At 47.0% G+C, this 23,591-nt stretch carries 27 protein-coding genes; 7 read left to right on the top strand and 20 right to left on the bottom strand.

Annotated features, from left to right (window positions below; genetic code table 11):
* The 3 genes from frdD to BMZ28_RS16910 form a co-directional block, all read left to right on the top strand.
* The coding region (gene frdD, locus BMZ28_RS16915; protein WP_074825086.1) for a fumarate reductase subunit FrdD at positions 1 to 327 on the top strand (327 nt) is incomplete at its 5' end.
* 99 nt (positions 328 to 426) lie between these two features.
* A complete protein-coding gene (locus BMZ28_RS17555) occupies positions 427 to 573 on the top strand; it encodes a hypothetical protein (RefSeq protein WP_169052216.1) in 147 nt (48 codons plus the stop codon).
* Between the two features lie 483 nt (positions 574 to 1,056).
* Positions 1,057 to 1,668, top strand: a complete 612-nt coding sequence (locus BMZ28_RS16910) for a trimeric intracellular cation channel family protein (RefSeq protein ID WP_074825082.1) — start codon at positions 1,057 to 1,059, stop codon at positions 1,666 to 1,668.
* A gap of 45 nt (positions 1,669 to 1,713) precedes the next feature.
* Here the strand turns inward: BMZ28_RS16910 and rbsR are convergent, their stop codons facing one another.
* From rbsR to BMZ28_RS16850, 12 genes are all read right to left on the bottom strand, one after another.
* Positions 1,714 to 2,724, bottom strand: a complete 1,011-nt coding sequence (gene rbsR, locus BMZ28_RS16905; RefSeq protein WP_047782118.1) for a ribose operon transcriptional repressor RbsR — start codon at positions 2,722 to 2,724, stop codon at positions 1,714 to 1,716.
* 10 nt (positions 2,725 to 2,734) lie between these two features.
* Complete coding sequence (gene rbsK / locus BMZ28_RS16900; RefSeq protein WP_047782119.1) at positions 2,735 to 3,658, bottom strand: ribokinase; 924 nt, start codon at positions 3,656 to 3,658, stop codon at positions 2,735 to 2,737.
* 93 nt (positions 3,659 to 3,751) lie between these two features.
* Positions 3,752 to 4,639 carry a ribose ABC transporter substrate-binding protein RbsB gene (gene rbsB / locus BMZ28_RS16895; RefSeq protein WP_047782120.1) on the bottom strand — a complete coding sequence of 296 codons (888 nt, stop codon included), beginning with the start codon at positions 4,637 to 4,639 and terminating at the stop codon, positions 3,752 to 3,754.
* A 24-nt stretch (positions 4,640 to 4,663) separates the two neighbouring features.
* On the bottom strand, positions 4,664 to 5,632 hold the full coding sequence (gene rbsC / locus BMZ28_RS16890) for a ribose ABC transporter permease (protein WP_047782121.1): 969 nt from the start codon (positions 5,630 to 5,632) through the stop codon (positions 4,664 to 4,666).
* Positions 5,633 to 5,638: 6 nt separating this feature from the next.
* Positions 5,639 to 7,144 carry a ribose ABC transporter ATP-binding protein RbsA gene (rbsA, locus tag BMZ28_RS16885; protein WP_047782122.1) on the bottom strand — a complete coding sequence of 502 codons (1,506 nt, stop codon included), beginning with the start codon at positions 7,142 to 7,144 and terminating at the stop codon, positions 5,639 to 5,641.
* Positions 7,145 to 7,153: 9 nt separating this feature from the next.
* Positions 7,154 to 7,573: a D-ribose pyranase gene (gene rbsD / locus BMZ28_RS16880; protein ID WP_047782123.1), complete on the bottom strand. Its 420-nt coding sequence runs from the start codon at positions 7,571 to 7,573 to the stop codon at positions 7,154 to 7,156.
* A gap of 329 nt (positions 7,574 to 7,902) precedes the next feature.
* Positions 7,903 to 8,571, bottom strand: a complete 669-nt coding sequence (locus BMZ28_RS16875) for a 3-oxoacid CoA-transferase subunit B (protein ID WP_074825079.1) — start codon at positions 8,569 to 8,571, stop codon at positions 7,903 to 7,905.
* Positions 8,571 to 9,227, bottom strand: a complete 657-nt coding sequence (gene atoD / locus BMZ28_RS16870; RefSeq protein WP_047782125.1) for an acetate CoA-transferase subunit alpha — start codon at positions 9,225 to 9,227, stop codon at positions 8,571 to 8,573. Before atoD ends, BMZ28_RS16875 begins: the two co-directional genes overlap by 1 nt.
* A gap of 12 nt (positions 9,228 to 9,239) precedes the next feature.
* Entirely contained in the window at positions 9,240 to 10,418 is a 1,179-nt protein-coding gene (locus tag BMZ28_RS16865; protein ID WP_074825075.1) for an acetyl-CoA C-acetyltransferase, read from the bottom strand.
* Complete coding sequence (locus BMZ28_RS16860) at positions 10,415 to 11,248, bottom strand: beta-keto acid cleavage family enzyme (RefSeq protein ID WP_074825073.1); 834 nt, start codon at positions 11,246 to 11,248, stop codon at positions 10,415 to 10,417. Before BMZ28_RS16860 ends, BMZ28_RS16865 begins: the two co-directional genes overlap by 4 nt.
* Before the next feature lies 1 nt (position 11,249).
* Positions 11,250 to 12,512: an MFS transporter gene (locus tag BMZ28_RS16855; protein WP_074825070.1), complete on the bottom strand. Its 1,263-nt coding sequence runs from the start codon at positions 12,510 to 12,512 to the stop codon at positions 11,250 to 11,252.
* A 15-nt stretch (positions 12,513 to 12,527) separates the two neighbouring features.
* Entirely contained in the window at positions 12,528 to 13,301 is a 774-nt protein-coding gene (locus tag BMZ28_RS16850; RefSeq protein ID WP_047782129.1) for a cyclase family protein, read from the bottom strand.
* A gap of 457 nt (positions 13,302 to 13,758) precedes the next feature.
* Between BMZ28_RS16850 and BMZ28_RS16845 the strand changes: the two genes are divergently transcribed.
* Positions 13,759 to 14,451, top strand: coding sequence for a TetR/AcrR family transcriptional regulator (locus tag BMZ28_RS16845; RefSeq protein ID WP_053007670.1), 693 nt, complete (start codon positions 13,759 to 13,761; stop codon positions 14,449 to 14,451).
* Between the two features lie 45 nt (positions 14,452 to 14,496).
* Here BMZ28_RS16845 and sugE read toward each other — a convergent pair whose 3' ends face one another.
* From sugE to efp, 4 genes are all read right to left on the bottom strand, one after another.
* On the bottom strand, positions 14,497 to 14,811 hold the full coding sequence (gene sugE / locus BMZ28_RS16840; protein WP_047782130.1) for a quaternary ammonium compound efflux SMR transporter SugE: 315 nt from the start codon (positions 14,809 to 14,811) through the stop codon (positions 14,497 to 14,499).
* Positions 14,812 to 14,932: 121 nt separating this feature from the next.
* On the bottom strand, positions 14,933 to 15,286 hold the full coding sequence (locus BMZ28_RS16835; RefSeq protein ID WP_047782131.1) for a DMT family protein: 354 nt from the start codon (positions 15,284 to 15,286) through the stop codon (positions 14,933 to 14,935).
* A gap of 47 nt (positions 15,287 to 15,333) precedes the next feature.
* The gene (locus BMZ28_RS16830) at positions 15,334 to 15,465 is read right to left on the bottom strand and encodes an entericidin A/B family lipoprotein (RefSeq protein ID WP_047782132.1); all 132 of its coding nucleotides are present in this window, start codon (positions 15,463 to 15,465) and stop codon (positions 15,334 to 15,336) included.
* 72 nt (positions 15,466 to 15,537) lie between these two features.
* Positions 15,538 to 16,104 (bottom strand): elongation factor P, encoded by a 567-nt coding sequence (gene efp, locus BMZ28_RS16825; RefSeq protein WP_047782133.1) that lies wholly within the window; start codon positions 16,102 to 16,104, stop codon positions 15,538 to 15,540.
* 41 nt (positions 16,105 to 16,145) lie between these two features.
* Here efp and epmB point away from each other — a divergent pair, with 41 nt between their 5' ends.
* Positions 16,146 to 17,174: an EF-P beta-lysylation protein EpmB gene (gene epmB / locus BMZ28_RS16820; RefSeq protein WP_074825066.1), complete on the top strand. Its 1,029-nt coding sequence runs from the start codon at positions 16,146 to 16,148 to the stop codon at positions 17,172 to 17,174.
* A 277-nt stretch (positions 17,175 to 17,451) separates the two neighbouring features.
* On the top strand, positions 17,452 to 18,666 hold the full coding sequence (gene fliB, locus BMZ28_RS16815) for a flagellin lysine-N-methylase (protein WP_074825063.1): 1,215 nt from the start codon (positions 17,452 to 17,454) through the stop codon (positions 18,664 to 18,666).
* An 85-nt stretch (positions 18,667 to 18,751) separates the two neighbouring features.
* On the opposite strand, the gene groL is transcribed toward fliB, so the two are convergent.
* The 3 genes from groL to BMZ28_RS16800 form a co-directional block, all read right to left on the bottom strand.
* Positions 18,752 to 20,398 (bottom strand): chaperonin GroEL, encoded by a 1,647-nt coding sequence (groL, locus tag BMZ28_RS16810; protein WP_047782136.1) that lies wholly within the window; start codon positions 20,396 to 20,398, stop codon positions 18,752 to 18,754.
* Positions 20,399 to 20,452: 54 nt separating this feature from the next.
* Entirely contained in the window at positions 20,453 to 20,746 is a 294-nt protein-coding gene (locus BMZ28_RS16805) for a co-chaperone GroES (RefSeq protein WP_047782137.1), read from the bottom strand.
* Between the two features lie 184 nt (positions 20,747 to 20,930).
* Positions 20,931 to 21,401 (bottom strand): FxsA family protein, encoded by a 471-nt coding sequence (locus BMZ28_RS16800; protein WP_047782138.1) that lies wholly within the window; start codon positions 21,399 to 21,401, stop codon positions 20,931 to 20,933.
* Positions 21,402 to 21,811: 410 nt separating this feature from the next.
* On the opposite strand from BMZ28_RS16800, the gene aspA reads away from it, so the two are divergent.
* Positions 21,812 to 23,236 (top strand): aspartate ammonia-lyase, encoded by a 1,425-nt coding sequence (aspA, locus tag BMZ28_RS16795; RefSeq protein WP_047782139.1) that lies wholly within the window; start codon positions 21,812 to 21,814, stop codon positions 23,234 to 23,236.
* Positions 23,237 to 23,365: 129 nt separating this feature from the next.
* Here aspA and tnpA read toward each other — a convergent pair.
* Positions 23,366 to 23,591: IS200/IS605 family transposase (gene tnpA / locus BMZ28_RS16790; RefSeq protein WP_074825060.1), on the bottom strand; the 226-nt coding region annotated here is incomplete at its 5' end.

The raw sequence follows: 23,591 nt of genomic DNA, 5'->3' as shown, positions 1-23,591 counted from the left end.
GAACCGGTATTCTGGGGCCTGTTTGGTGCAGGCGGTATGTGGGGTGCAGTGGTGGCACCGGCAATTATCCTGCTGGTAGCGATTATTCTGCCGTTAGGCTGGGCACCGGAGGCGTTAAGCTATCCGCGTATTCTGGCCTTCTGTCAGGGCTTTGTTGGCCGGGTGTTCCTGCTGCTGATGATTATCCTGCCGTTATGGTGTGGTCTGCACCGTATGCACCATATGACCCACGACCTGAAGTGGCATATTCCGGCCAGTAAACTGGTGTTCTACGGACTGGCCTCGGTTCTGAGCGTGATTGGCGTTATCGGCGTGTTTATGCTGTAAGGGCTGATTAAAGCTGATAGACCTGATGATAAACGCCCTCCATTGAGGGCGTTTTTTATTGGATAGCGATGTCCTGATACTCAATTAAAGGACGGCCTTATGTCCTTAACATCGGTGGGCGTCGGGCCTACCTTTCCTGGGAGCCCTCCGGCGGGTAAACCCGCTACGACCCCAACGGACAACGCCTTAGCGTTGAACAACACTCAGTGTTGGCCTGAAGGGCAGGCTACAGAATGTTGCCTGTAAAGCTCTCCCTCCGATTAAGTGTATTAAGATTGATAGCTATGAAGACATCCCTATCGTCATCCCAACAAAGGTTGAGCTCTCGCCCTAAGCCAACCATTGTCGTTAAGCTAAAACAGAGATCCCGGTTTTCACCGGGATGACGAAAAGGTGGCCAATGAGGACATATCACAGTATTCCTATCGTCATCCCAACGAAAGTTGGAACGCGTAGCCGTAGGCGAAGCAAACATTCACAGAGTGAATGGGCGCAGCGAATCATCTCGCCCTAAGCCAACCATTGTCGTTAAACTAAAACAGAGATCCCGGTTTTCTCCGGGATGACAGAATTAATAGCTTCTTGAATACAGAGTGCGAATGCTTAATTAACCAGCAATCCACGGCAATATAAAAAACCAACCAAACACCAAAAATACAGCTGCAAAAACCATGGAAAGCTGAAATAATTAACACATACACCCACCATCACCATCAAATCAGACACACCATGCTATTCTATCTCTATATTATTGGTATCACCGCAGAATCCATGACCGGAGCGTTGGCTGCGGGTAAGAGTAAAATGGATATTTTTGGCGTTCTTATCATTTCATCCGTTACCGCCATTGGCGGCGGCACCGTGCGCGATATGATTTTGGGTCACTACCCGCTGGGTTGGGTCGCCCATCCAGAATATGTGCTCATCGTCGCCGTTGCATCGGTGCTGACGGTAGCCACTTCAAGGGTCATGATCTATCTACGCAAATTCTTTCTGGTGTTGGATGCCGTTGGATTGGTGGTATTTTCCATTATCGGCGCTCAGGTGGCGATGAGTATGAACTTGCCGATGATTATTGCGGCCATTGCCGGGCTGATTACTGGGGTATTTGGTGGGGTATTGCGGGATATCTTCTGTAACCGTATTCCGTTGGTGTTCCAAAAAGAGCTGTATGCCAGCGTGTCCTTTACCTCAGCCATGCTATACATTGGTCTGATTCATCTGAACATTATGACCGATATCGCCATTATCGCGACACTGGCCTTCGGCTTTACCTTCAGAATGTTAGCTATCTGGTTTAAAATTGGTCTACCGGTATTTAGCTACCAGACGGATGACTAGCCTTCGTTGACTGGGCTCTGATGCCGCTTTAGAAGCTTAGCGGCATCAGCACAACTCTCCGTTACCAACGGAATCTCGCTCCATCAGTTTCGGCGTCAATGCCAGCGAACGCGGTTCAGTGATTTGTTTTTCCAAACGCTGTAATAAGGTGTCAATCGCCAGCTTACCTAGGGCGTCTGTTGGCTGATGAATGGTGGTCAGCGGTGGTGACATAAACTTCGCCAACTCAATATCATCATAACCGACCACGGCAATATCTTGCCCAACCTTCAATCCGGCCTGATTTAGCGCCAGATACACGCCAACCGCCATCGCATCATTACAGGTAAACACCGCATCCGGTAATTGCGGTAATTTAAGCAGGGACTGCATCGCTTCCAGCCCGCCAGAAAACTCAAAATTACTAAAAATACGGTAATTTTCCGGCGATGCCAGTTTGGCGTCATCCATAGCTTGTTGATAACCGGACAAACGGCGGCATGCCTGAGTATTATCCTGTGGCCCGGTAATACAGGCAATTCGGCGATAACCGCGAGAGATCAGATATTCGGTGGCCAGTTGACCACCGATAAACGAATTGTCCTGAATGGTATCGCAGACCCCGTTAAACGGTGCCCAATCCATCATCACGATGGGCAGTTTAGGATAGTGGCAAAACAACGCTTCAGAGATAGGATTACGATCGTTACACATCAAAATCAAGCCATCAACCCGACGCTGCAGCAGCGTTTCCAGACTGCTGCCCATACGCTGGGTATTGCCTTCGGTATTGCACAGAATCAGACTATATCCGCGTTCATAGCAGCTCTGCTCAACGCCTCTGACCACTTCGGCATAAAATGGGTTATTACTGGAAGTCAGTAACATGCCAATGGTGCGAGTCTCTTTCGCTTTAAGACTACGCGCCACCGCCGACGGCGAATAGTTCAGTTCAGCAACCGCAGAAAGAATCTTATCTCTGACCGGTTGGCTCACGAAGCGATTATTGTTAATCACATGAGACACCGTCGATGTGGAGACCCCGGCTAAACGGGCTACGTCCTTCATTGTTGCCACAACGCCACTCCTACCTGATTGCTAAAAATTCATCGATCTCTTTGCGCCATGGAACTGAAGGCTGAGCGCCTCGACGCGTGACGGCAATGGCTGCCGCGGCATGAGCAAAACGAACCGCTTGGCTTAATTCTTGACCTTCCAGCATCGCGGTAATCAAAGCACCATTAAAGGTATCGCCAGCCGCGATAGTATCAACCGGCTCAACGGTATAGCCTTCAATCAGACGACCAATACCATCAATACTGACCCAAGCTCCTCGGCTACCCAGCGTAATAATCACCGTTCCAATGCCTCGAGCGTGCAATACAGCAGCTGCGCGGTCTGCATCATCATTATTCACAATCGCCACACCGGTCAATTGCTCAGCTTCGGTCTCGTTTGGCGTAATAATATCAATATTGGTCAGCAGCTCATCGGGTAATTCCCTTGCCGGTGCGGGGTTCAATGCAACCAAGGTATTATGCTGCTTTGCCAATTGAGCTGCGGCAATAATGGTTTCCAATGGCGTTTCCAACTGCATCAACAAAGCATCGGCAGTAATAACCTGCTGGCGATATTTTTCCAGATAGTCTGGCGTTACTGCGGCATTAGCGCCGGCATCGATGGCAATCATGTTTTCGCCTTTGCCATTCACAAAAATCATGGCAACGCCGGTATGATTATCAGCCACACGCTCAATAGGATGAATATCGATATTATCCTTCGCCAGTTGGCGGCAAACCTGTTGACCAATATCATCATCGCCCACACAGGCAATAAAAGTAATATTCGCCCCACTGCGCCCTGCGGCAACGGCCTGATTAGCCCCTTTACCACCAAATGAGATGCGATAGTCCTTACCCGTGATGGTTTCACCCGGGCGAGGGAATTCATTTACATTAAGAATGTGGTCAGCGTTGATGCTGCCCAACACCACCAGTTTGTTTGATGACATCTGTTGCCCCTTTGGAAAAATCACGCGGTAATCCTTATCGATTACCGCGCGTTACTGCTATCAGGTTAACCCTTAAAGACTTGGCTTAAACCTTTATTGAGTAATCAGCTTTAAAGCAACCGGGATATTGGCATCCACTTTTTCGCCTTTCAGAATCTTATCGGCCGCTTCAACGCCCATGCTACCAATCAACTCTGGCTGTTGAGCAACGGTGGCGCCCAGACGGCCACTTTTCACCGCTTTAATACCGTCATTGGTGCCATCAAAACCGACGATCAACACATCTTTCTTACCGGCAGTTTGCAGCGCGCGCATTGCACCCAGCGCCATTTCGTCATTTTGAGCAAATACCGCTTGAACATCAGAGTGAGCCGTCAATAGGTTCTGCATAACGTTCAAACCCTTGGTACGGTCAAAATCCGCCGGTTGGCTAGCTAACAGCTTAAATGGATGATCTTTCATTGACTGTTTGAAGCCTTCACCACGCTCACGGGCGGCAGACGTTCCGGTAATGCCTTCTAACTGAATAACCTTCGCTTCATTACCTAATTTCTCGGCAATATAGTCACCGGCCATTTTACCGCCGGCCACGTTATCAGAGGCGACATGACTGGCTACTACGCCTTTATTGGCTGCGCGGTCTAGGGTGACCACGGGAATATTGGCTTTATTCGCCATCATCACCGCATTACCCACGGCATCAGAATCCGTTGGGTTAATCAGCAGTAATTTGGTACCGCGTACGGTTAAGTCCTGCACGTTACCCAGCTCTTTAGCCGGATTATTCTGTGAATCCAACACGATCAGGTTATAGCCCAGCTCATCAGCCTTTTTCTGTGCACCATCTTTCATGGAAACAAAGAATGGGTTATTCAGCGTAGAGACCACCAGTGCAATGTTATCTTTTGCCATTGCACCAGCACTGACAGAAAGGGTTAAGACTGTAGCAGAAACTAAGGTAGCCAGTTTTTTCATATTCATCGTCATTATTCCTGTATAAAAAGGTTATTTACTGCTTCTGTTTTCTACTAATACCGCCAAGAGAATGACGGCACCTTTAACAATCATCTGGAAGTAGGCAGAGATACCCAATAAATTAAGCGCATTGCTCAGGAAGCCCAGAATCAGTGCACCAATCAGAGTACCGGTAATTCGGCCCTTACCACCTGCCAGACTGGTTCCACCCAGTACCACGGCGGCAATAGCATCAAGTTCATAACCCAAGCCCGCCGTTGGTTGTGCTGAAGACAAACGCCCGACTTCAATCACACCGGCCAGTGCGGTGAGCATACCGCACAAAGCATAAACAATAATCTTAACCCGATCGACGCTAATACCGGATAAACGGGTCGCGGCTTCGTTGCCACCCAATGCATAAATATAACGCCCTAAACGGGTATGGTTTAGCAGATACCAAGCACCAATAAAGACGATTGCCATAATCCAGATCGGTGTTGGAATACCTAATGGGCGACCAATACCAAACCATTCAAATGCATCGGATGCATCAGAAAAGCCAAGGTTGATTGGGCTGCCTTCAGAGAATTGCAGCGTTGCACCGCGTAAGATCAGCATCATCACCAGCGTTGCGATAAATGCCTGTACTTTGCCCTTCGCCACAATCACCCCGGTAATGGTGCCCATTGCGGCACCTAAGGCTAATGCGCCGCCTAAGGCAACAAAGACATTCAGCTCCATCCCCACCAACGTTGCAGCAACCGCACCGGTCAGTGCTAGTAGGGAACCGACGGATAAATCAATGCCCGAAGTCAATATCACCAGCGTCATTCCGACGGCAATAATCGCGTTCACCGAGGTTTGTTGCAGGATATTAAACAGGTTATCGACGGTAAAAAAGTTAGGGCTCAGAAATGAAACCACAATGATCAACACGATCAAAGCAATCAACGATTTCTGTTCAAGCAACCACTCTTTATTGAAGCGGCTTGTTGAAGGGCTATTTGAGTTATTCACTGTCCGTTACTCCTGAGTCACACCGTACTTTTTGCCCACTGCCGCGGCCATCAGTACTTCTTGCGTTGCCTGTTCAATAGGGAATTCGCCGCTAATACGGCCTTCATGCATCACCAAAATGCGATCGCTCATGCCGATAACTTCCGGCATTTCGGAGGAAATCAGAATGATGCTTAACCCTTCTCGTTTAAATTGATTAATTAGCTGATAAATTTCTTTTTTGGCACCCACGTCCACGCCACGCGTTGGTTCATCGAGGATCAAAACGTTGGGTCGGGTCATCAAACCGCGGGCAATAGCAATCTTCTGCTGATTACCACCGGAGAGCAAACCAATAGGCTGCATCATCGATGGCGTTTTAATATTGAATAATTTAATAAAGTCGCTGACCGCCTGCTGTTCTTCGGCATGCTTCAGTGAACCCCACTGTTGACTGAAATAGCGCAGCGCGGTGAGTGACATATTCTCCTTCACCGACATGCCCAGCACTAAACCATCACCTTTACGATCTTCTGAAATATACACAATACCGTTTTTCAGACCATCCTGTGGGCTATGGATTTTGATGGTATGTCCATCCAGCATAATGCTGCCAGCAGTGTGAGGCAGTGCACCGTAGATCATCTTCATCAGCTCGGTACGCCCGGCGCCCATCAAGCCAGAAACGCCAAGAATTTCACTGCGATAAAGATCGAAGCTCACATCATGGACGCCTTTACCGGACAGATGCTTCACCTGTAACTGCAAAGCACCGCGCGGCTGATCCAAACGCGGGTAAAGCTCTTCCAAACGACGACCAACCATCATTTCAATCAGTCGATCTTCATCCAGTTCTGCAACCGGGCGTTCGCCAATAAATGAGCCATCGCGTAATACCGTCACATCATCACAAATCTCAAAGATCTCTTTCAGACGATGGGAGATATAAACGATACCGCACCCTTGAGCGCGTAATTCATTAATCACGTGGAACAGTGAGGCGGTTTCGGTATCGGTTAGGGCATCGGTGGGTTCATCCATAATGATGACTTTCGACTCAAAGCTCAGCACCTTGGCAATCTCAACCATTTGCTGATCGCCAATCGACAGTTCTCCCACCAAACGACGGCTACTGTAATCAACATTCAGGCGGCGCAGCAGGCGATCCGCCTCGGCATAGGTTTTCTTCCAATCAATACGTCCGAAGATATTGACGAACTCACGGCCGAGAAAAATATTCTCTGCCACGCTGAGCTGAGGAATCAGGTTCAGTTCCTGATGGATAATACCGATTCCCGCTTCCTGAGAGGCTTTTGGGCCGCTAAAAGAAACGTCTTTGCCCAAATATTCGATGGTGCCAGCATCTTTGCTATAAATACCGGTCAGCACTTTCATCAGCGTTGATTTACCGGCACCATTCTCTCCCAGCAACGCCATCACCTTACCGGGATAAACGCTCAGGCTGGCACCAGACAGCGCCTTAACCCCTGGGAAGGATTTATCAATACCGCTGAGTTTAAGTAGGGGTTGCATATCAGGCCCTCAAAAAACGACGCCGGAGCACAAAATCACGTTGGCGTAAGGAGAACACTCTCCGGTACGCACCACCGCACGGCTATCGTGAGATAGCGCTTTAAATGCTTCATGGCTGATATATTCCAAAGCAATGTGATTGCCCTGACGCTGTTCAAGCTGTTTAATGCAGCTTAGCAGCTGCTGATGAAGCTGCGGATTTTTATCTTTAATCTCATTGGCGAGAATCGCCTTTTCGACCTGCATTTCATCGGTAACAACATCCAAAACCTGTAAGAATGAAGGTACTCCATGGGTGACGGCTAAGTCGATACGTTCAACCGACGCCGGAATGGGTAAACCAGCATCACCGATAACCAACGTATCAGTATGCCCTAATCGCGAAATCACCGAAGAAAGCATGGAATTCAGCAAGGTACCCTTTTTCATTAAACCCACCTCATTAAACGGGCGTTTAGCACGCCATCGAAACGTTTCGTTGATAGGAGGAGTGTAGGAAGATTAAGAAAGAAAGCAAAAACTATTTTGAAAATTTGTGACGCTTATCGAAACGTTTCGATTTATATGTAGACTGGCTTTCCAGCTGAAACGGTTAAGTTAAAACTGGTGTTTATTTAACAAATATGGACGATTGTCTTATCAAGGATGAAAGAAATACCCGAGCATCGCCATCCATGGCAACAGTCGGGTAGCAAAACTCAATTAATCAGCAAAGAATGATGCCATCGCTGGCACCATCTTTGTCAATTAACGGATGCTCACGCAGTGGTGAGAACCTCGACATTGATCTGGGCAAGTGCATTATCTACCACAAACTCTGCTTCGGTTCGTTGCCGAATATCCTCAACAGAAACTCCCGGTGCATGCTCCGTCAGCACCAGTTTTCCATGCTGAAACCGGAAAACGGCCAGCTCAGTGACAATCATTGAAACGCAGCTTTGGGCAGTTAATGGTAATGCGCACTGTTTAAGGATTTTTGCCGCCCCGTTTTTCGCATTGTGTTCCATGGCGACGATAACTTTACGTGCGCCGGTGACTAAATCCATAGCGCCACCCATACCCGGCACCATTTTGCCGGGGATCATCCAGTTAGCCAGATTGCCCTGTTGATCCACTTCCAGACCACCTAATACGCAAGCATCCACATGACCGCCGCGAATCAAAGCAAACGAAAAGGAACTGTCAAAAGTGGAACCACCGGCAATAATCCCACATGGCTGCCCTCCCGCATTGGCCAGATCAGGATCCGGATTCGCCTCATCGACCGGGCAGATACCCAGAAAGCCATTTTCCGATTGCAGCACAATATCGACATCATCAGGAATAAAGTTGGCGACCAGAGTGGGTAAGCCGATACCTAAATTAACAATATCGCCATCCTGCAATTCCTGAGCGACACGTCGGGCAATAAACTCTTTTGGGCTCATCACTCATCTCCTGTTATCAGACCGCTCACCAGCATGCCGGGCGTCATCACCATATCTGGATCAAGATCGCCGACGTTAACCAGCTCTTCTACCTCGGCAAATACCCGCTCAGCCGCCAGAGCGATAATCGGATTAAAGTTTCTGGCAGAACGCCGATAATAGAGATTACCGGCAGTATCGCCGCGTTTGGCATGGATAACCGCCAAATCAGCCTTTAGGGGCAGCTCCAACAGATAATCTCGCCCATCGATAGTCATCCGTTGTTTTCCCTGTTCCACCACGGTACCGACACCGGTTGGCGTCAGAAATCCACCGAGTCCTGCTCCACCGGCACGAATCCGTTCAACCAGCGTTCCCTGAGGAACCAGTTCCACTTCCATTTCACCCGCCATCATTTGCCGACCGGTTTCCGGATTCAGTCCAATATGGGAAGCGATCACTTTGCGCACCCTTCCGGCCTCAATCAGCGGAGCCACGCCAAGACCGGGAATCGCCGTATCATTGCCGATCAGGGTTAAATCTTTTACTCCCGAATCAAACAGCATTTTCATGATGGCAGGCGGTGTACCGCTGCCCATAAAACCACCGAACATGATGCTCATGCCATCGCGAAAGTGGCGAGTCATATCCGTTCTGGTCATCACTTTGGATTTCATTGAACCCTCCTGTTAGATCCGTTCAACAATCACTGACACACCCTGCCCACCACCCACGCATAGCGTGGCCAGTCCAAAGGTTTTATCCCGAGCTTGTAGCGCATGCAGTAAGGTCACCAGAATACGTGCACCGGATGCACCGATAGGATGCCCCAGCGCAATAGCACCACCGTTAACGTTAGTTTTTTCCACATCGAAGCACAGCTCCCGGCCAACGGCGATAAATTGGGCAGCAAACGCTTCGTTAGCTTCAATCAGATCGATATCGGCCATACTTAAGCGGGCTTTTTCCAGCGCTTTGCGGGTGGCAGGAACCGGTCCCATGCCCATAAAGGCCGGATCGACACCCCCCGTGCCGTAGCCGCGAATGCGCGCCATCGGTTTCAAGCCAAGGGCTTTCGCTCTTTCTGCACTCATGACAATCAATGCCGCAGCGCCATCGTTGATGCCGGATGCATTACCTGCCGTGACGCTTCCGTCCGCTTTAAACGCGGGACGCAGCTTGGCTAATGCCTCAGCAGAGGCTTCTGCTCTCGGATATTCATCCTGATTAAAGACAATATCCCCCTTTTTCTGACGAATAGTGACCGGCGTTATCTCTTGGCTAAAAGCACCGCTATTTATCGCTGCCACCGCGCGCTGCTGTGAACGCAAAGCCACTTCATCCTGTTCTGCTCGAGTAATCCCGTAGCGCTCAGCAACATTCTCGGCGGTCATGCCCATATGATATTGATTAAATGCGCAGCTCAACCCATCGTGAACCACGCTATCCACTAAAGTGCCATTGCCCATCCGGTATCCCCAACGCGCTTTATCCAGCAAGTAAGGGGCGGCGGACATATTCTCCATGCCACCAGCCAATACCGTTTGCGCATCGCCAGCGGCGATCATTTGCGCCGCCATCATCACGCTTTTTAAACCCGAACCGCATACCACATTAATGGTGGTTGCCGGTACGCTCTGCGGTATACCGGCGTTCAGCGCAGCCTGACGCGCAGGGTTTTGCCCCAGGCCTGATTGCAGCACATTGCCCAAAATAACTTCATCGATCACGCCGGGCTCAATACCAGCGCGCTTTATCACCTCTTCCGCAACCAACGTGCCTAATTTAGGGGCAGAAACCGATGCCAACGCCCCGCCAAAGCTACCAATCGCCGTTCTTGCGGCATTAACAATAACGATATCACTCATAGCACCGCTCCTCTCAGGCCAAGAATCTGCCGTGCTTCTGCCGGTGTTGCCGCTTCACGACCAGCTTCATCCGCCAGACGTACCGCTCGGGCAACAAACTCTGAGTTCGATTGAGCCAACCGACCTTTGCTGTAATAAACGTTATCTTCCATGCCAACGCGCACGTGTCCGCCTAATGCCAGCGTTGCCAGCAGAATAGGCATATGACCTCGACCAATACCAAACGCTGACCAGTGTGCTTCTGCTGGCAATAGATTTTTCAAATACACCAGATTCTCTACCGTTGCAGCGGTACCCCCGGCGGCACCCAATACCAGTTGGTAATAGGCCGGTGTTTTAATCAGATTTTTCTTGATGTAATAGAGGGAGTTATAAAACATACCGGCATCAAAAATTTCAATTTCCGGTTTTACCCCGCTATCAATCATCACCTGACCCAGCTTTTCGAGGAATTTAGGATGATTAATAAATAAACCACTATGGGCCCAGTTCATGGAACCACAGTCATAAGAAGCCAGTTCTGGCTTCAAGGCGGGTACGTGCATCATGCGCGTTTCATCGGTGGCATTCAGATCGCCGGAGGTCGTCAGATTAATCACGATATCGCATCTTTCACGGATTAAACCTACGGTTTCGGTAAATTTATCGATACTCATGGTGCCTTTGCCTTCGTCGTCACGCATATGCAGGTGAGCAATAGCGGCACCGGCCTGCCAGCACTCATAGACATCATCGGCAATCTCTTTCGGCGTCAACGGAATATTCGGGTTATCCTGCTTGCTAGGGAAAGCGCCGGTCGTGGCGACGGTAATAATCGTTTTGTTATTCATATTAATTTCCTTCCTGTACTTCGGTATGAGATGGCGCTACTGCGGACTGTTTTTTGGCGTCAATATTCGGTAGAGCGAACATCATGAATCCAGCGAGACAGAAGAAAACAGCGCAGATCATAATGCCGGTCGTCAGGCCGTAGCTTTGGGCGATAAAGCCCATCGCAAAAGGGGCAAAAGCGGATACGCCACGGCCAATGTTGAAACAGAAACCGGCGCCAATGGTCCGTACCCGAGTCGGGAACAACTCCGGAAAATAAGAGCCCATCAGGCCAACAAACGCGGTAAAAAAGGCATAAACCGGCCCCATAATCAGTAAGGCGGTTTCCCCAGTCATACTGACGTAGATGGGTAAAGTGATGGCGGTACCAATAAATGACCAGATAAGTGCAGTACGTCGCCCCACCTTATCGGCCAGCACCCCAAAGGCGTTATAACCAACAAACATACCGACGTTCAGTACCACGAAGAACAAAGACATGGTTTCCAGACTCAAGCCACGATCCTGAGTCAGGAATAGCGGTAACCAGGTGGTGCAGCCCCAATAACCAATCAGTCCGAAACTGGCAACGACGGTGGCAAGAATGGTATTGCGAGCCAAACCGGCAGAGAAAATTTCAGAAATCGATACTTTTTCCCCTTGGTTTTTCCGCGATGCTTTCTCTTTCTGCCAGGTTTCTGACTCGGGAACGAAAATCAGGAAGTAAATCGCCGCAATAATCGCACCGGCACCGCACAGAAACAGCGCTCGCCAGCCATAGCTTGGAATAATCAGATAAGACAGAAAGGCCGCTAAACCAGCCCCAACCGGGAACGAACTCAGCACAAAAGATGCTGCACGTCCACGTTGTTTGGCGGGCCAGGTTTCAGAAATATAGGCAACGATAATGCTCCATACCCCACCCAGCCCCAAACCGGCCAGAAAACGCAGGACTAAAATTTCAAACCATGTACTGGTGAAGGCAATCGCCGCCGTCAGAACGCTGAATAGCATCAGGCTCCAGAACAGCGTTTTACGCCGACCATAGTTATCAGCGCACCAACCCACCACAATACTACTCAGGCCAATCCCCACCATCGTCGACGTAGCCAACAGGCCACCATCTGCTTTGGAAATGCCGAGATCGGCAATAATGACCGGCATTGAAACGGCCAACAGCAAAATATCTACCGCATCAAACATGTAACCAAAGAAGCCGCCGAATAATACGTGCCATTTGACGTTCTTTTTGCCGCTGGTTGACGCACTACTGGAATTCGTCATGATGTCGTCTCCTGATTAGAGGTCAAACATAGCAACCGGACGGCACCAGCCTGCGCTGGCAGCCTTAATTTTCACGGGAAAACAGGCGATCTTGAAGCCAAATGGCGGTAACTGATCAAGATTGCACATTTTTTCCATGTGATAATATTCCCGTTCGATACCGGCAAAGTGCCCTTCCCATATCAAAGAAGAATCACCGGTTTGTTCGAATTCTTCTGCAATCAGAGAAAGCGGGCGATCCCAGCTCCAGGCATCGGTGCCAACCACTTTGATACCGCGTTCCAGCAAATACAGAGTTGCCTCACGACTCATGCCACAGCCAGCACTGGTGTAAGCCGCCGTCCCCCAGTGCTTCATGGCACCAGTATGGATAACCACAATATCCAGTGGTTTCAGGGTATAGCCAATGCGTGCCAGTTCTGCTTCAACATGCGCGACGGTAATCTTGCCGCCTTCACCGGGCGTTGTAGAGAAATCGAGCTTTACGCCGTCCGAGAAGCACCATTCCAACGGAACATGATCGATAGTGCGGGCGGGCTCGCCTTTATTCATGGTGGGGTGATAATGCCAAGGGGCGTCCAGATGTGTGCCGCTGTGGGTGGTTAGCTGGATATATTCAATTGACCAACCGAGGCCATCCGGCAGATCCTTTTCCGTTGCGGTAGGGAAAAATTGGCGCATATGTTCAGCGCCTTTTTCATGCCCCCAATAGTCAATTCGGGTTGGCATTGAAGGAGGATCGCACGGGGTATTGTCTTCAATGGTTACGCTAAGATCGATGATTTTCATGGGTCACTCTCACTTTTATTTATCTAAACGGGCTTCCACTGTTTTTTCTGGAATTTGATGACAAGCAACTTATTGGTCGTACGTCCAACCTATAGATCATTTGGACAGTCGTCCAACCCATTTTTATCAGATCGTGAGATGGATCCTGATAAATCGATATAAGGTAAATAAAAGTTTTCCAACCTGTTAAAAAATAGGGTGATTATTGGATTTTTTTAGCCCAACAGGCAGGCGTAAAAACATAGCCATACGTGCTGTCTATGTTGAAGATGGGATAAAATTAGATGTATTTCTCTTATGCGGCTTTATAATGATCAATCGCTTACCTTGAATATGATTGAAAGTGATTGCTCCGGCAGATGATTTACGCTTCGGTATATTAAGCGTTTCACGCTTTACGACAGGTTTACTGCCCCAATAAGCCATTAGTTGCTTCTTAGACGGTACAAAATACGACATGCAAATATCAACATCAGAAAAAATTCTTAATGCTGCTGAAGAACTCTTTGCCCTGAGTAGCTATGATGCCGTATCTATCCGTCAGATTACGCAAAAAGCTGACGTTAAGCTGGCATTGGCGCACTATCATTTTGGCACTAAAGACGCGCTGTTTGATGCGGTAATTAAACGCCGGATTGGTTTATTGAGTGAATCACGACGGCAGCTACTGGATTACTTCAGTAAAGAGAATAACGGTAAACCTCTCTCCATTGAGCAAATCGTTCATGCCTTTATCACGCCCTACTTATTCTGGCATCTAAATGGCGGTGCGGGCTGGCGCAGCTATGCACGTATCGTGTCGACGCTATTAGGCTATAACCTATCATTGTTGCAAGATCAGTTTGATTCCAGCGCCGTGCTATTTCAGCAAGAGATGCGCCGTACGTTACCTAATACGGATGAAGCCAGCATTCAATGGGGTTTTGATTTTATGGTGGGGGTGATGTGCAATACCTTCTCAGAAGTCGATCGTATTGGCGGGCTGTCTGAGCAGCTTTGTTCGGTGGAAAACAAAGAACAGGCGTGTGAATATCTACTCTCGTTTATTGTCGCCGGGCTGGAACGGCTGGCAGACAATAAAAAACAAGATCTCAGCCATACTCTGTCAATCCTAACGGCGTTAAACCCCACAGAGAATCTGTCGGAATAACTTGGTTAGCCTTATCCCTAATCCGGAATAAGGCTAACTCATGGCTTACGAACTAAATTTCAAGCCAATAATTCCGCCAATGATTAAACACAGGCTGATGATTCTCATCGCATTGACCGACTCACCCAGTAAGAGAATACCGGTTATCGCCGCACCAACGGCACCAATCCCGGTCCATACCGCATAAGCCGTGCCTACCGGCAGCGTTTTCATGGCGTGCGCCAATAGAAAAACGCTGGCCGCCATGGCGACTGCGGTAATAATACTTGGCGTTAAACGGGTAAATCCGTGACTGTATTTCAAACCGATTGCCCATACCACTTCCAACATACCGGCAATAATTAAAATAATCCAAGCCATACTTATACACCCCTGATGCTTTGGGGTCGTCCCCAGATAACTGATGCGTAATCGGGTCGTCCCGATTAGCGAGTTTGAAATGAAAAATGATCGCCCTGACAGGCTGATATTAACGTGCCGATTATACCATGATTTTATGGCGGAACATAAAAAATACCGCGCCCAGTAAACAGAGCCCAGCCCAAATATAATCGGTACGGAATGGTTCTTTCAGGATATACATCGAAAACGGAATAAATACCGTCAGGCTAATCACTTCTTGAATAATCTTAAGTTGACCGGCACTAGCCACCTCATAACCAATACGGTTGGCAGGTACCTGTAGTAAATATTCAAACAGGGCGATTCCCCAACTGACGAAAGCCGCAATAACCCAGGTTCTGCTATGAAAATACTTCAGATGGCCATACCAGGCAAAAGTCATAAATACATTGCTGAGGGTCAGCATGCAAATCGTAATCACTAATGGTGGCATTAGAAATGATCACCCATGGTAAGAGAGTAATGTAGAAAAGTTGTGCTTCAGCTTGCTCCACGCTCAATGGCGCTGCCTACGTGGCGAATATCTTCACCGAAACCACGGACGGTATTACATCCGCTGAGAGCGGATAAAATCACTAACGATAATAATAGTGCACTTATTGTCTTTAACATCCTCCCCTCCTTATCTTTAGTTGGATACAGATAAGGCCGTATTAACGGCCTTATTGAATATCCGGGGTGAAATTATTTAACCCGTGATACGTATTCGCCAGAGCGAGTATCAACTTTGATTACTTCACCAATTTGCACGAATAACGGCACTTTCACTACTGCACCGGTAGACAGTGTTGCAGGCTTGCCACCAGTACCGGCGGTATCACCTTTCAAGCCAGGATCGGTTTCTGTAATTTCCAGCTCAACAAAGTTAGGTGGAGTCACAGCGATAGGTGAACCATTCCATAGAGTCAGGATACATTCAGCTTGTTCAACTAACCATTTGGCATTGTCACCAACGGCTTTAGCATCAGCGGCTAATTGCTCAAACGTCTCATTATTCATGAAGTGCCAGAAATCACCGTCGTTATATAAATAAGTCAGGTTCATATCCATAACGTCAGCGCCTTCGGCACTGTCGGTAGATTTGAAGGTTTTTTCTAATAATTTACCAGAAATCAGCTTACGTAAACGTACGCGAGCAAAGGCCTGGCCTTTACCTGGTTTAACAAATTCACTTTCAATGACAGCACAAGGCTCGCCGTCCAACATGATTTTAAGACCCGGACGGAAATCGTTGCTAGAATAAGACGCCATGATGGTCCTCTTTCTTAATTAATTAGGTAGCTCAGCTAAAAATGGCGCACATTGTAACCCATAACACCGCAACTAGAGAAGGATGGTTGCAGCAGTTATCGGATGTTATTACCGATCCTGAAGAATTATTACAACTTTTATCGTTACAAAATCATCCTGAACTCCTTGCAGGGGTTGACGCTCGTCGTTTATTTGCTCTGCGGGTTCCCCGAGCATTTGCCGCCAAAATGCGTAAAGGTGACGCTGAAGATCCGCTGCTACGACAGGTCTTAACCCTTCAGGATGAATTTTTTGAAACCCCGGGATACAGTAAAGATCCTCTTGAAGAGCAGCATACCGCGGCTCCTGGATTGCTGCACAAATATCATAATCGTGCCTTACTGCTGGTTAAAGGCGGCTGCGCCGTCAACTGCCGCTACTGTTTTCGCCGTCATTTTCCCTATCAGGATAACCCAGGCAACAAAGCCAGTTGGACAAAGGCACTGGATTACGTCAATCAGCACCCCGAGTTGGATGAGCTAATTTTCTCCGGCGGTGATCCGTTAATGGCCAAAGATCATGAACTGGACTGGCTGATAACCGAGGCAGAAAAAATACCTCATCTGCAACGACTACGCATACATTCGAGACTCCCTGTGGTAATTCCCGCTCGTATCACCGATGCTCTATGCCGCCGCTTTGCCGAATCTCGCCTACAAATTATTCTGGTAACGCATATTAATCATGCCAATGAAATTGATATTGAAGTGACTAAGAGCATGCAGCAGCTAAAAATAGCCGGTGTTACGCTACTCAATCAAAGTGTGCTGCTAAAGGGAATTAATGATAATGCAGACACCCTAGTTAAACTAAGTAATAGCTTATTTAATGCGGGCATTCTTCCTTATTATATTCACGTTTTAGATAAAGTTCAGGGCGCGGCTCATTTTATGGTAGATGACAATTTAGCCCGAAAAATTATGCGACAAATGTTGGAGAAAACCTCCGGTTATTTAGTCCCTCGATTAACGCGCGAAATAGGTGGACAACCGAGTAAAACACCTTTGGATTTGAGGTTGATCGAGCAATAAAATTTATCCCACTCTCTACATTTCCGGCTGGCTTCCCCGCCAGTCGGCCTTTTCAGCAATAAATACCCGCAATAAAAGATGACATTATCGTCATATTTACCACATTATATTATTGGTTTTTTTTAATAAGAACTGACGTATTAAATTGATAATTATATTTCTGAATAATAGTTAAAACTATTTTAAGGGAAATTATATAACCTGAAGTATTTACCACTATGGAATAAATACGTACTATAATTGCATAAGGAAATTATAAATACTGGATAAGTTTCGGATGAATATTATTGATATATATGAGCCTGAATATGTTCGTAGGTTTCAATGCAATGGCGGTGGATGCTTATGCACGTGTTGCATTGGCAAAGAGATCCCGCTGGATAAAATCAGTTCCCGCTCTTATCTGAAAAGCCAAGATAAAATGATTCGCTCCGTTGCTCAGAAAAATATCCATTTAGAAAAAATCGATCCTGACAATTGGGGAATTATCCTTCTTACCAACGATAACTACTGCCCATTTTTTGAACGCGACCGCAGCTATACCTACTGCCGAATCGGTGATTCGGATAATTGTCACACTCGGCCTAAATTTTGTATCGACTACCCTTACGTCAATATCCGTTGGAAAAATGAGTTGCGTAAAAGTCTGGCGATAGAGTGCCCAGAAGCCTGCGGTCAGATTTTGATGAGCCAAACGTCCATCTGGGTGGAATCCCATAAGAATATCGCTGCACGCAGCCAATCACCGCTCAATGATATGTATCAGTTGGTCAATTCAGAATGCATCTCCATTGCACTACGCCCCGAATTAACGCTATCTGAAAGGCTATTTGCCATTGGCCAAATCGTTCTTCCGTTAAATAAAGACGACTATACCAATAAGAAAACGCTCAATCAGACGAAAGAAAAAATAAAGGCACGAGCAGCATTGCTGACTCCGTCATTTATCAAAACCAGTATGAGCCAAATTCCTCATGACTATCTAAAGCAATGGCAGCTGTTTGCCCGGATTGGTGCCCAAATTTCTGCACTGGCCAATACGGAAACCGTACCAACCATGGAAACGTTTTGGCAATCGGTGCATCAGGACATTATGGAGCAATCGTCGGAAAGCGGGGCACAAAAAATAGCCGAATTAGAGAACACCTGGAAACGTATCGCGCTGCCAGTAGTGAATGATTTTCCGCACATTGTGACCAATTATCTGTTTTATCGCCTGTATCACGACGGCTTTCCCTTCCACGCCAAAATGGATGAGCACGAAAGCTACTATCAGTTGGTCACTGACTGCTTTATGTTACGCAATCTCACCAGTTATTGGGCGATGATGTATTCACAGCTGAGAAAATCTAAGCTGATTGATATTGTGAACATTTATCACCGCTGGCGTCGGCAATATACTGGCGCATTAATTCAGTCGGCAGAAAGTCTGAAAGAATGTGGTTATTACCATCCGGATAGCATTATTCAGTTATTGCACCATCAGGAATAAATAGAATCACTCACGAACTGAAGATATAAAAAAACCCCGATTTAATCGGGGTTTTTATTATTCAGAAAGACTGAATGGAGGGGAATTACATCATTCCGCCCATACCACCCATGCCGCCCATACCGCCAGCGCCACCCATGTCTAACTTCTCTTCTTTTGGCAGATCGGTCACCATACATTCGGTAGTGATCATTAAGCCAGCGATTGAAGCTGCATATTGCAGAGCTGAACGAGTAACTTTAGTTGGATCCAGGATACCCATATCGATCATATCGCCATACTGTTCAGTTGAAGCGTTATAACCGTAGCTACCTTCACCCGCTTTAACGTTGTTAGCAACAACAGATGGTTCTTCACCGGCGTTAGCAACGATTTGACGTAATGGCGCTTCCATTGCACGTAGAGCAACGCGAACACCAACGGTCTGATCTTCGTTATCACCTTTGGTGTCAGCAATTTTAGCAGCAACGCGGATTAACGCTACGCCACCACCAGCAACCACACCTTCTTCAACCGCAGCACGAGTTGCTTGCAACGCATCTTCTACGCGAGCTTTCTTCTCTTTCATTTCGATTTCAGTTGCTGCGCCAACTTTCAGAACCGCAACACCGCCAGCTAATTTAGCTACGCGCTCTTGCAGCTTCTCACGGTCGTAGTCAGAAGTTGCTTCTTCGATTTGCTGACGAATTTGGGTTACGCGGCCTTTGATTGCACCTTCATCGCCCACACCATCGATAATGATAGTGGTGTCTTTGTTGATAACAACGCGCTTTGCCTGACCTAAATCTTCCAGAGTAGCTTTTTCTAACTCTAAACCGATCTCTTCAGAAATAACGGTACCACCGGTCAGTGTAGCAATGTCTTGCAGCATGGCTTTACGACGATCGCCGAAACCAGGTGCTTTAACCGCTGCAACTTTAACGATGCCGCGCATGGTGTTAACAACCAGCGTAGCCAACGCTTCACCTTCAACGTCTTCAGCCACGATAACCAGTGGTTTACCAGCTTTAGCAACCGCTTCTAATACCGGCAGCATTTCACGGATGTTAGAGATTTTCTTATCTACTAACAGAATGAATGGGCTTTCCAGTTCAACAGCGCCAGTCTCTGGCTTGTTGATGAAATAAGGAGACAGGTAGCCACGATCGAACTGCATACCTTCAACAACGTCTAATTCGTCTTCCAGGCCTGTGCCTTCTTCAACGGTAATAACGCCTTCTTTACCTACTTTTTCCATCGCTTCTGCAATTAATGCACCCACGCTAACGTCGGAGTTTGCAGAAATAGTACCAACCTGAGCAATCGCTTTGGAATCAGAGCAAGGTACAGACAGTTTTTTCAGTTCTTCTACCGCTTTTACCACGGCTTTGTCGATACCACGTTTCAGATCCATCGGGTTCATACCCGCGGCAACGGCTTTTAAACCTTCAGTGATAATCGACTGGGCTAAAACAGTGGCGGTGGTAGTACCGTCACCTGCAGCATCATTGGCTTTGGAAGCAACTTCCTTAACCATTTGCGCACCCATATTCTCGAATTTATCTTCCAGCTCGATTTCACGCGCAACAGAAACACCATCTTTAGTGATCGAAGGTGCGCCAAATGACTTATCCAGTACGACGTTACGACCTTTAGGTCCCAGAGTCACTTTAACTGCATCGGCCAGAACATTTACGCCACGTAACATTTTTACACGAGCGTCATTACCAAATTTAACGTCTTTAGCTGCCATCTTTATGGTTTCCCTTAACTTTTAATTCAGTTCAAAAACAAGAGCGCTCTATAATTACGCTTCAACAATAGCCAGAATATCGCTTTCGGACATGATCAGGACTTCATCGTTATCGATTTTTTCAACTTTCACGCCATAGCCATCGTTAAAAATCACGACATCGCCGACTTTTACATCCAGAGCCTTCACATCACCGTTTTCCAGGATGCGGCCATTGCCTACGGCTAATACTTCACCGCGGGTAGATTTTGCCGCAGCAGAACCGGTCAGAACAATACCACCAGCAGACTTGGTTTCAACTTCTTTGCGTTTAACAATTACGCGATCGTGTAATGGACGAATTTTCATTGATAGCTCTCCTTTGAGAAGGTCCTTATCAGGTTAGGGTTAAGCCGGTATATGCATACCCGCCTTGTGCAACAGATATTGGGGGCATTTTCTCCCCTTCAAGGGGGGAAAGGTAAAAAAAACTCTACATTCGAGTGTTTGCCTAAATAACAGACAATGATAGGGTGAAAAAGCGCAACGACGTTTATTTACTCTTATCATCAAGATGTTTATTGCTATCGTCTTCTTTACGTTGAAACTCACCCTCAACCGTGTAGCCCTGTTGGCTATCTGACTGATAAGTTCCTGAAGTGGCGCGGAAAGTATGAATATAGGGCATCATTCTCAGGGTTAGCAGTTTTTGCACCGGCGGCAGCAGAAACAATAATCCTAAAAAATCGGTAAAGAAGCCGGGAATCAGTAACAGAAATCCCGCTAACAACAGTGAAACACTCTTCACCATTTCATTGGCTGGATTTTCACCCGAGGCCAGCTTCTCCTGCATCTGGATTAACGTTCTCATCCCTTGATGACGAACCAGCGAAACACCGAGGCAAGAGGTTAAGATAACCAGAATAAGCGTCAGGGCCACACCGAAAACAGCGGACACTTTAATAAAAACAGTGATCTCGATGTAAACCAATACAAACAGTAAAACAAGCGGCAACCAGCGCACAGAGGCTCCTTCCGGTAAGGTAAAATTAAATTGTTTTTTATCGCGTTACATCATGATGTTATCTCAATAAATCGCAATAAGTAACATCATAGTGATGTTTTGATAACCTATCATAAAAAAAACAGAAAGTAGTTTAATACACTAGTTATCTAGCTTTGATATAGTGACGACGTCTTAAAATTTCAACTCTGACGATAAAAACAACAACCTATCATTTTCGTGACATAAATCACATTTATACCAACATTATTTTTTGTGATGTCAATAATCTGATCTAGGTTCATACTTTTAAAAAAAAGGCGCCTATGATCCTTACCTCAAGAGCACCAACGCTTCTAATTATAACTTGTAGTACTTAGCAACACAGTTTTTCTCTGTTTATTCATCTTGGTATATTAAAGAAGGTTTACATGTCAAAAAACATTCGTATCGAAGAAGACCTGTTAGGAACACGTGAAGTACCAGCCGAAGCTTATTACGGTGTTCATACGCTACGCGCCATTGAAAACTTCTATATTAGCAACAACAAAATCAGTGATATTCCAGAATTTGTTCGCGGCATGGTGATGGTTAAAAAAGCAGCAGCAATGGCTAACAAGGAACTGAAAACCATTCCTCGTGCAGTTGCTGATACCATTATTCAGGCTTGTGATGAAGTATTGAAAAACGGTAAGTGCATGGACCAATTCCCGGTTGATGTTTATCAGGGTGGTGCGGGTACTTCAGTTAATATGAACACCAACGAAGTTATCGCCAATATTGGTCTGGAAATCATGGGCCATCAGAAAGGTGAATATCAGTACCTGAATCCGAACGATCACGTGAATAAGTGCCAGTCCACTAACGATGCCTATCCTACTGGTTTCCGTATCGCGGTTTACGCTTCCCTGATGAAGCTGGTTGAGTCTATTGAAGTGCTTCGTGCCGGTTTCGATCGTAAATCAGAAGAGTTCAAAGATGTGCTGAAAATGGGCCGTACTCAGCTTCAAGATGCGGTTCCGATGACTTTAGGCCAAGAGTTCCATGCTTTCAGCGTACTGCTGAAAGAAGAAGTGAAAAGCATTAACCGTACCGCGGAACTACTGCTTGAAGTTAACCTTGGTGCCACGGCGATCGGTACCGGTTTAAATACACCAAAAGAGTACTCTCCTTTAGCGGTACAGAAGCTAGCTGAAGTGAGCGGTTTCCCGTGTGTTCTGGCCGAAGACTTAATTGAAGCAACGTCCGACTGTGGCGCCTACGTTATGGTTCACAGTGCGCTGAAACGTCTTGCGGTTAAAATGTCTAAAATCTGTAACGATCTTCGTTTATTATCTTCCGGCCCTCGCGCTGGCTTGAACGAAATTAACTTACCTGAGCTACAGGCTGGTTCTTCCATCATGCCGGCAAAAGTTAACCCAGTGATTCCAGAAGTGGTTAATCAGGTTTGCTTTAAAGTTATTGGTAATGACACCTGCATCACCATGGCTGCTGAAGCAGGCCAATTACAGTTAAACGTGATGGAGCCGGTTATCGGTCAGGCGCTATTTGAGTCTATCCATATCCTGTCTAATGCATGTCACAACTTGGTTGAGAAATGCGTTGATGGCATCACTGCAAATAAAGAAGTTTGTGAAGCTTATGTCTTCGGTTCTATCGGTATCGTTACCTATCTGAACCCATTCATTGGCCACCATAACGGTGACATCGTCGGTAAGATTTGTGCTGAAACGGGCAAAACCGTACGTGAAGTAGTGCTTGAGCGCGGCCTCCTGACCGAAGCAGAGCTGGATGATATTTTCTCTATCAAGAACCTGATGCATCCAGAATATAAAGCGAAACGTTACGACGACTAATTTTTGCGAGTGACAAAAACTCATCAATAGGACAAAGGCATGTTACGTAAAAATCCGCCTTCATAGAAGGCGGCATTGCTTTGGCGCCCCTGAGGGGCGTACTAAGCTCGAACCCATAGGGCCCTCGCTTCACATCCCTTTTAAGCTTAATTGATTATCTTCAAGTTCATGTTTCTCTTGATACTTAACATACTTACGAATCATTTCTGCATTTACACCTACGGTATCTACACAATAGCCCTTCGCCCAAAAATGGTTGCCCCACAGCTTTTTCTTTCTTAAATAGGGAAATTTATTAAACAGCCTTATCGCTGTTCTTCCTTTCAAGTGCCCCATTACCTCTGACACTGAGAGC

Origin of the sequence: Pragia fontium DSM 5563 = ATCC 49100 (assembly GCF_900112475.1) — a bacterium.
Lineage (GTDB): Bacteria > Pseudomonadota > Gammaproteobacteria > Enterobacterales > Enterobacteriaceae > Pragia > Pragia fontium.
The sequence above is the reverse complement of the archived record's forward strand: the minus strand, read 5'-3'. Positions and strand labels throughout refer to the sequence as shown.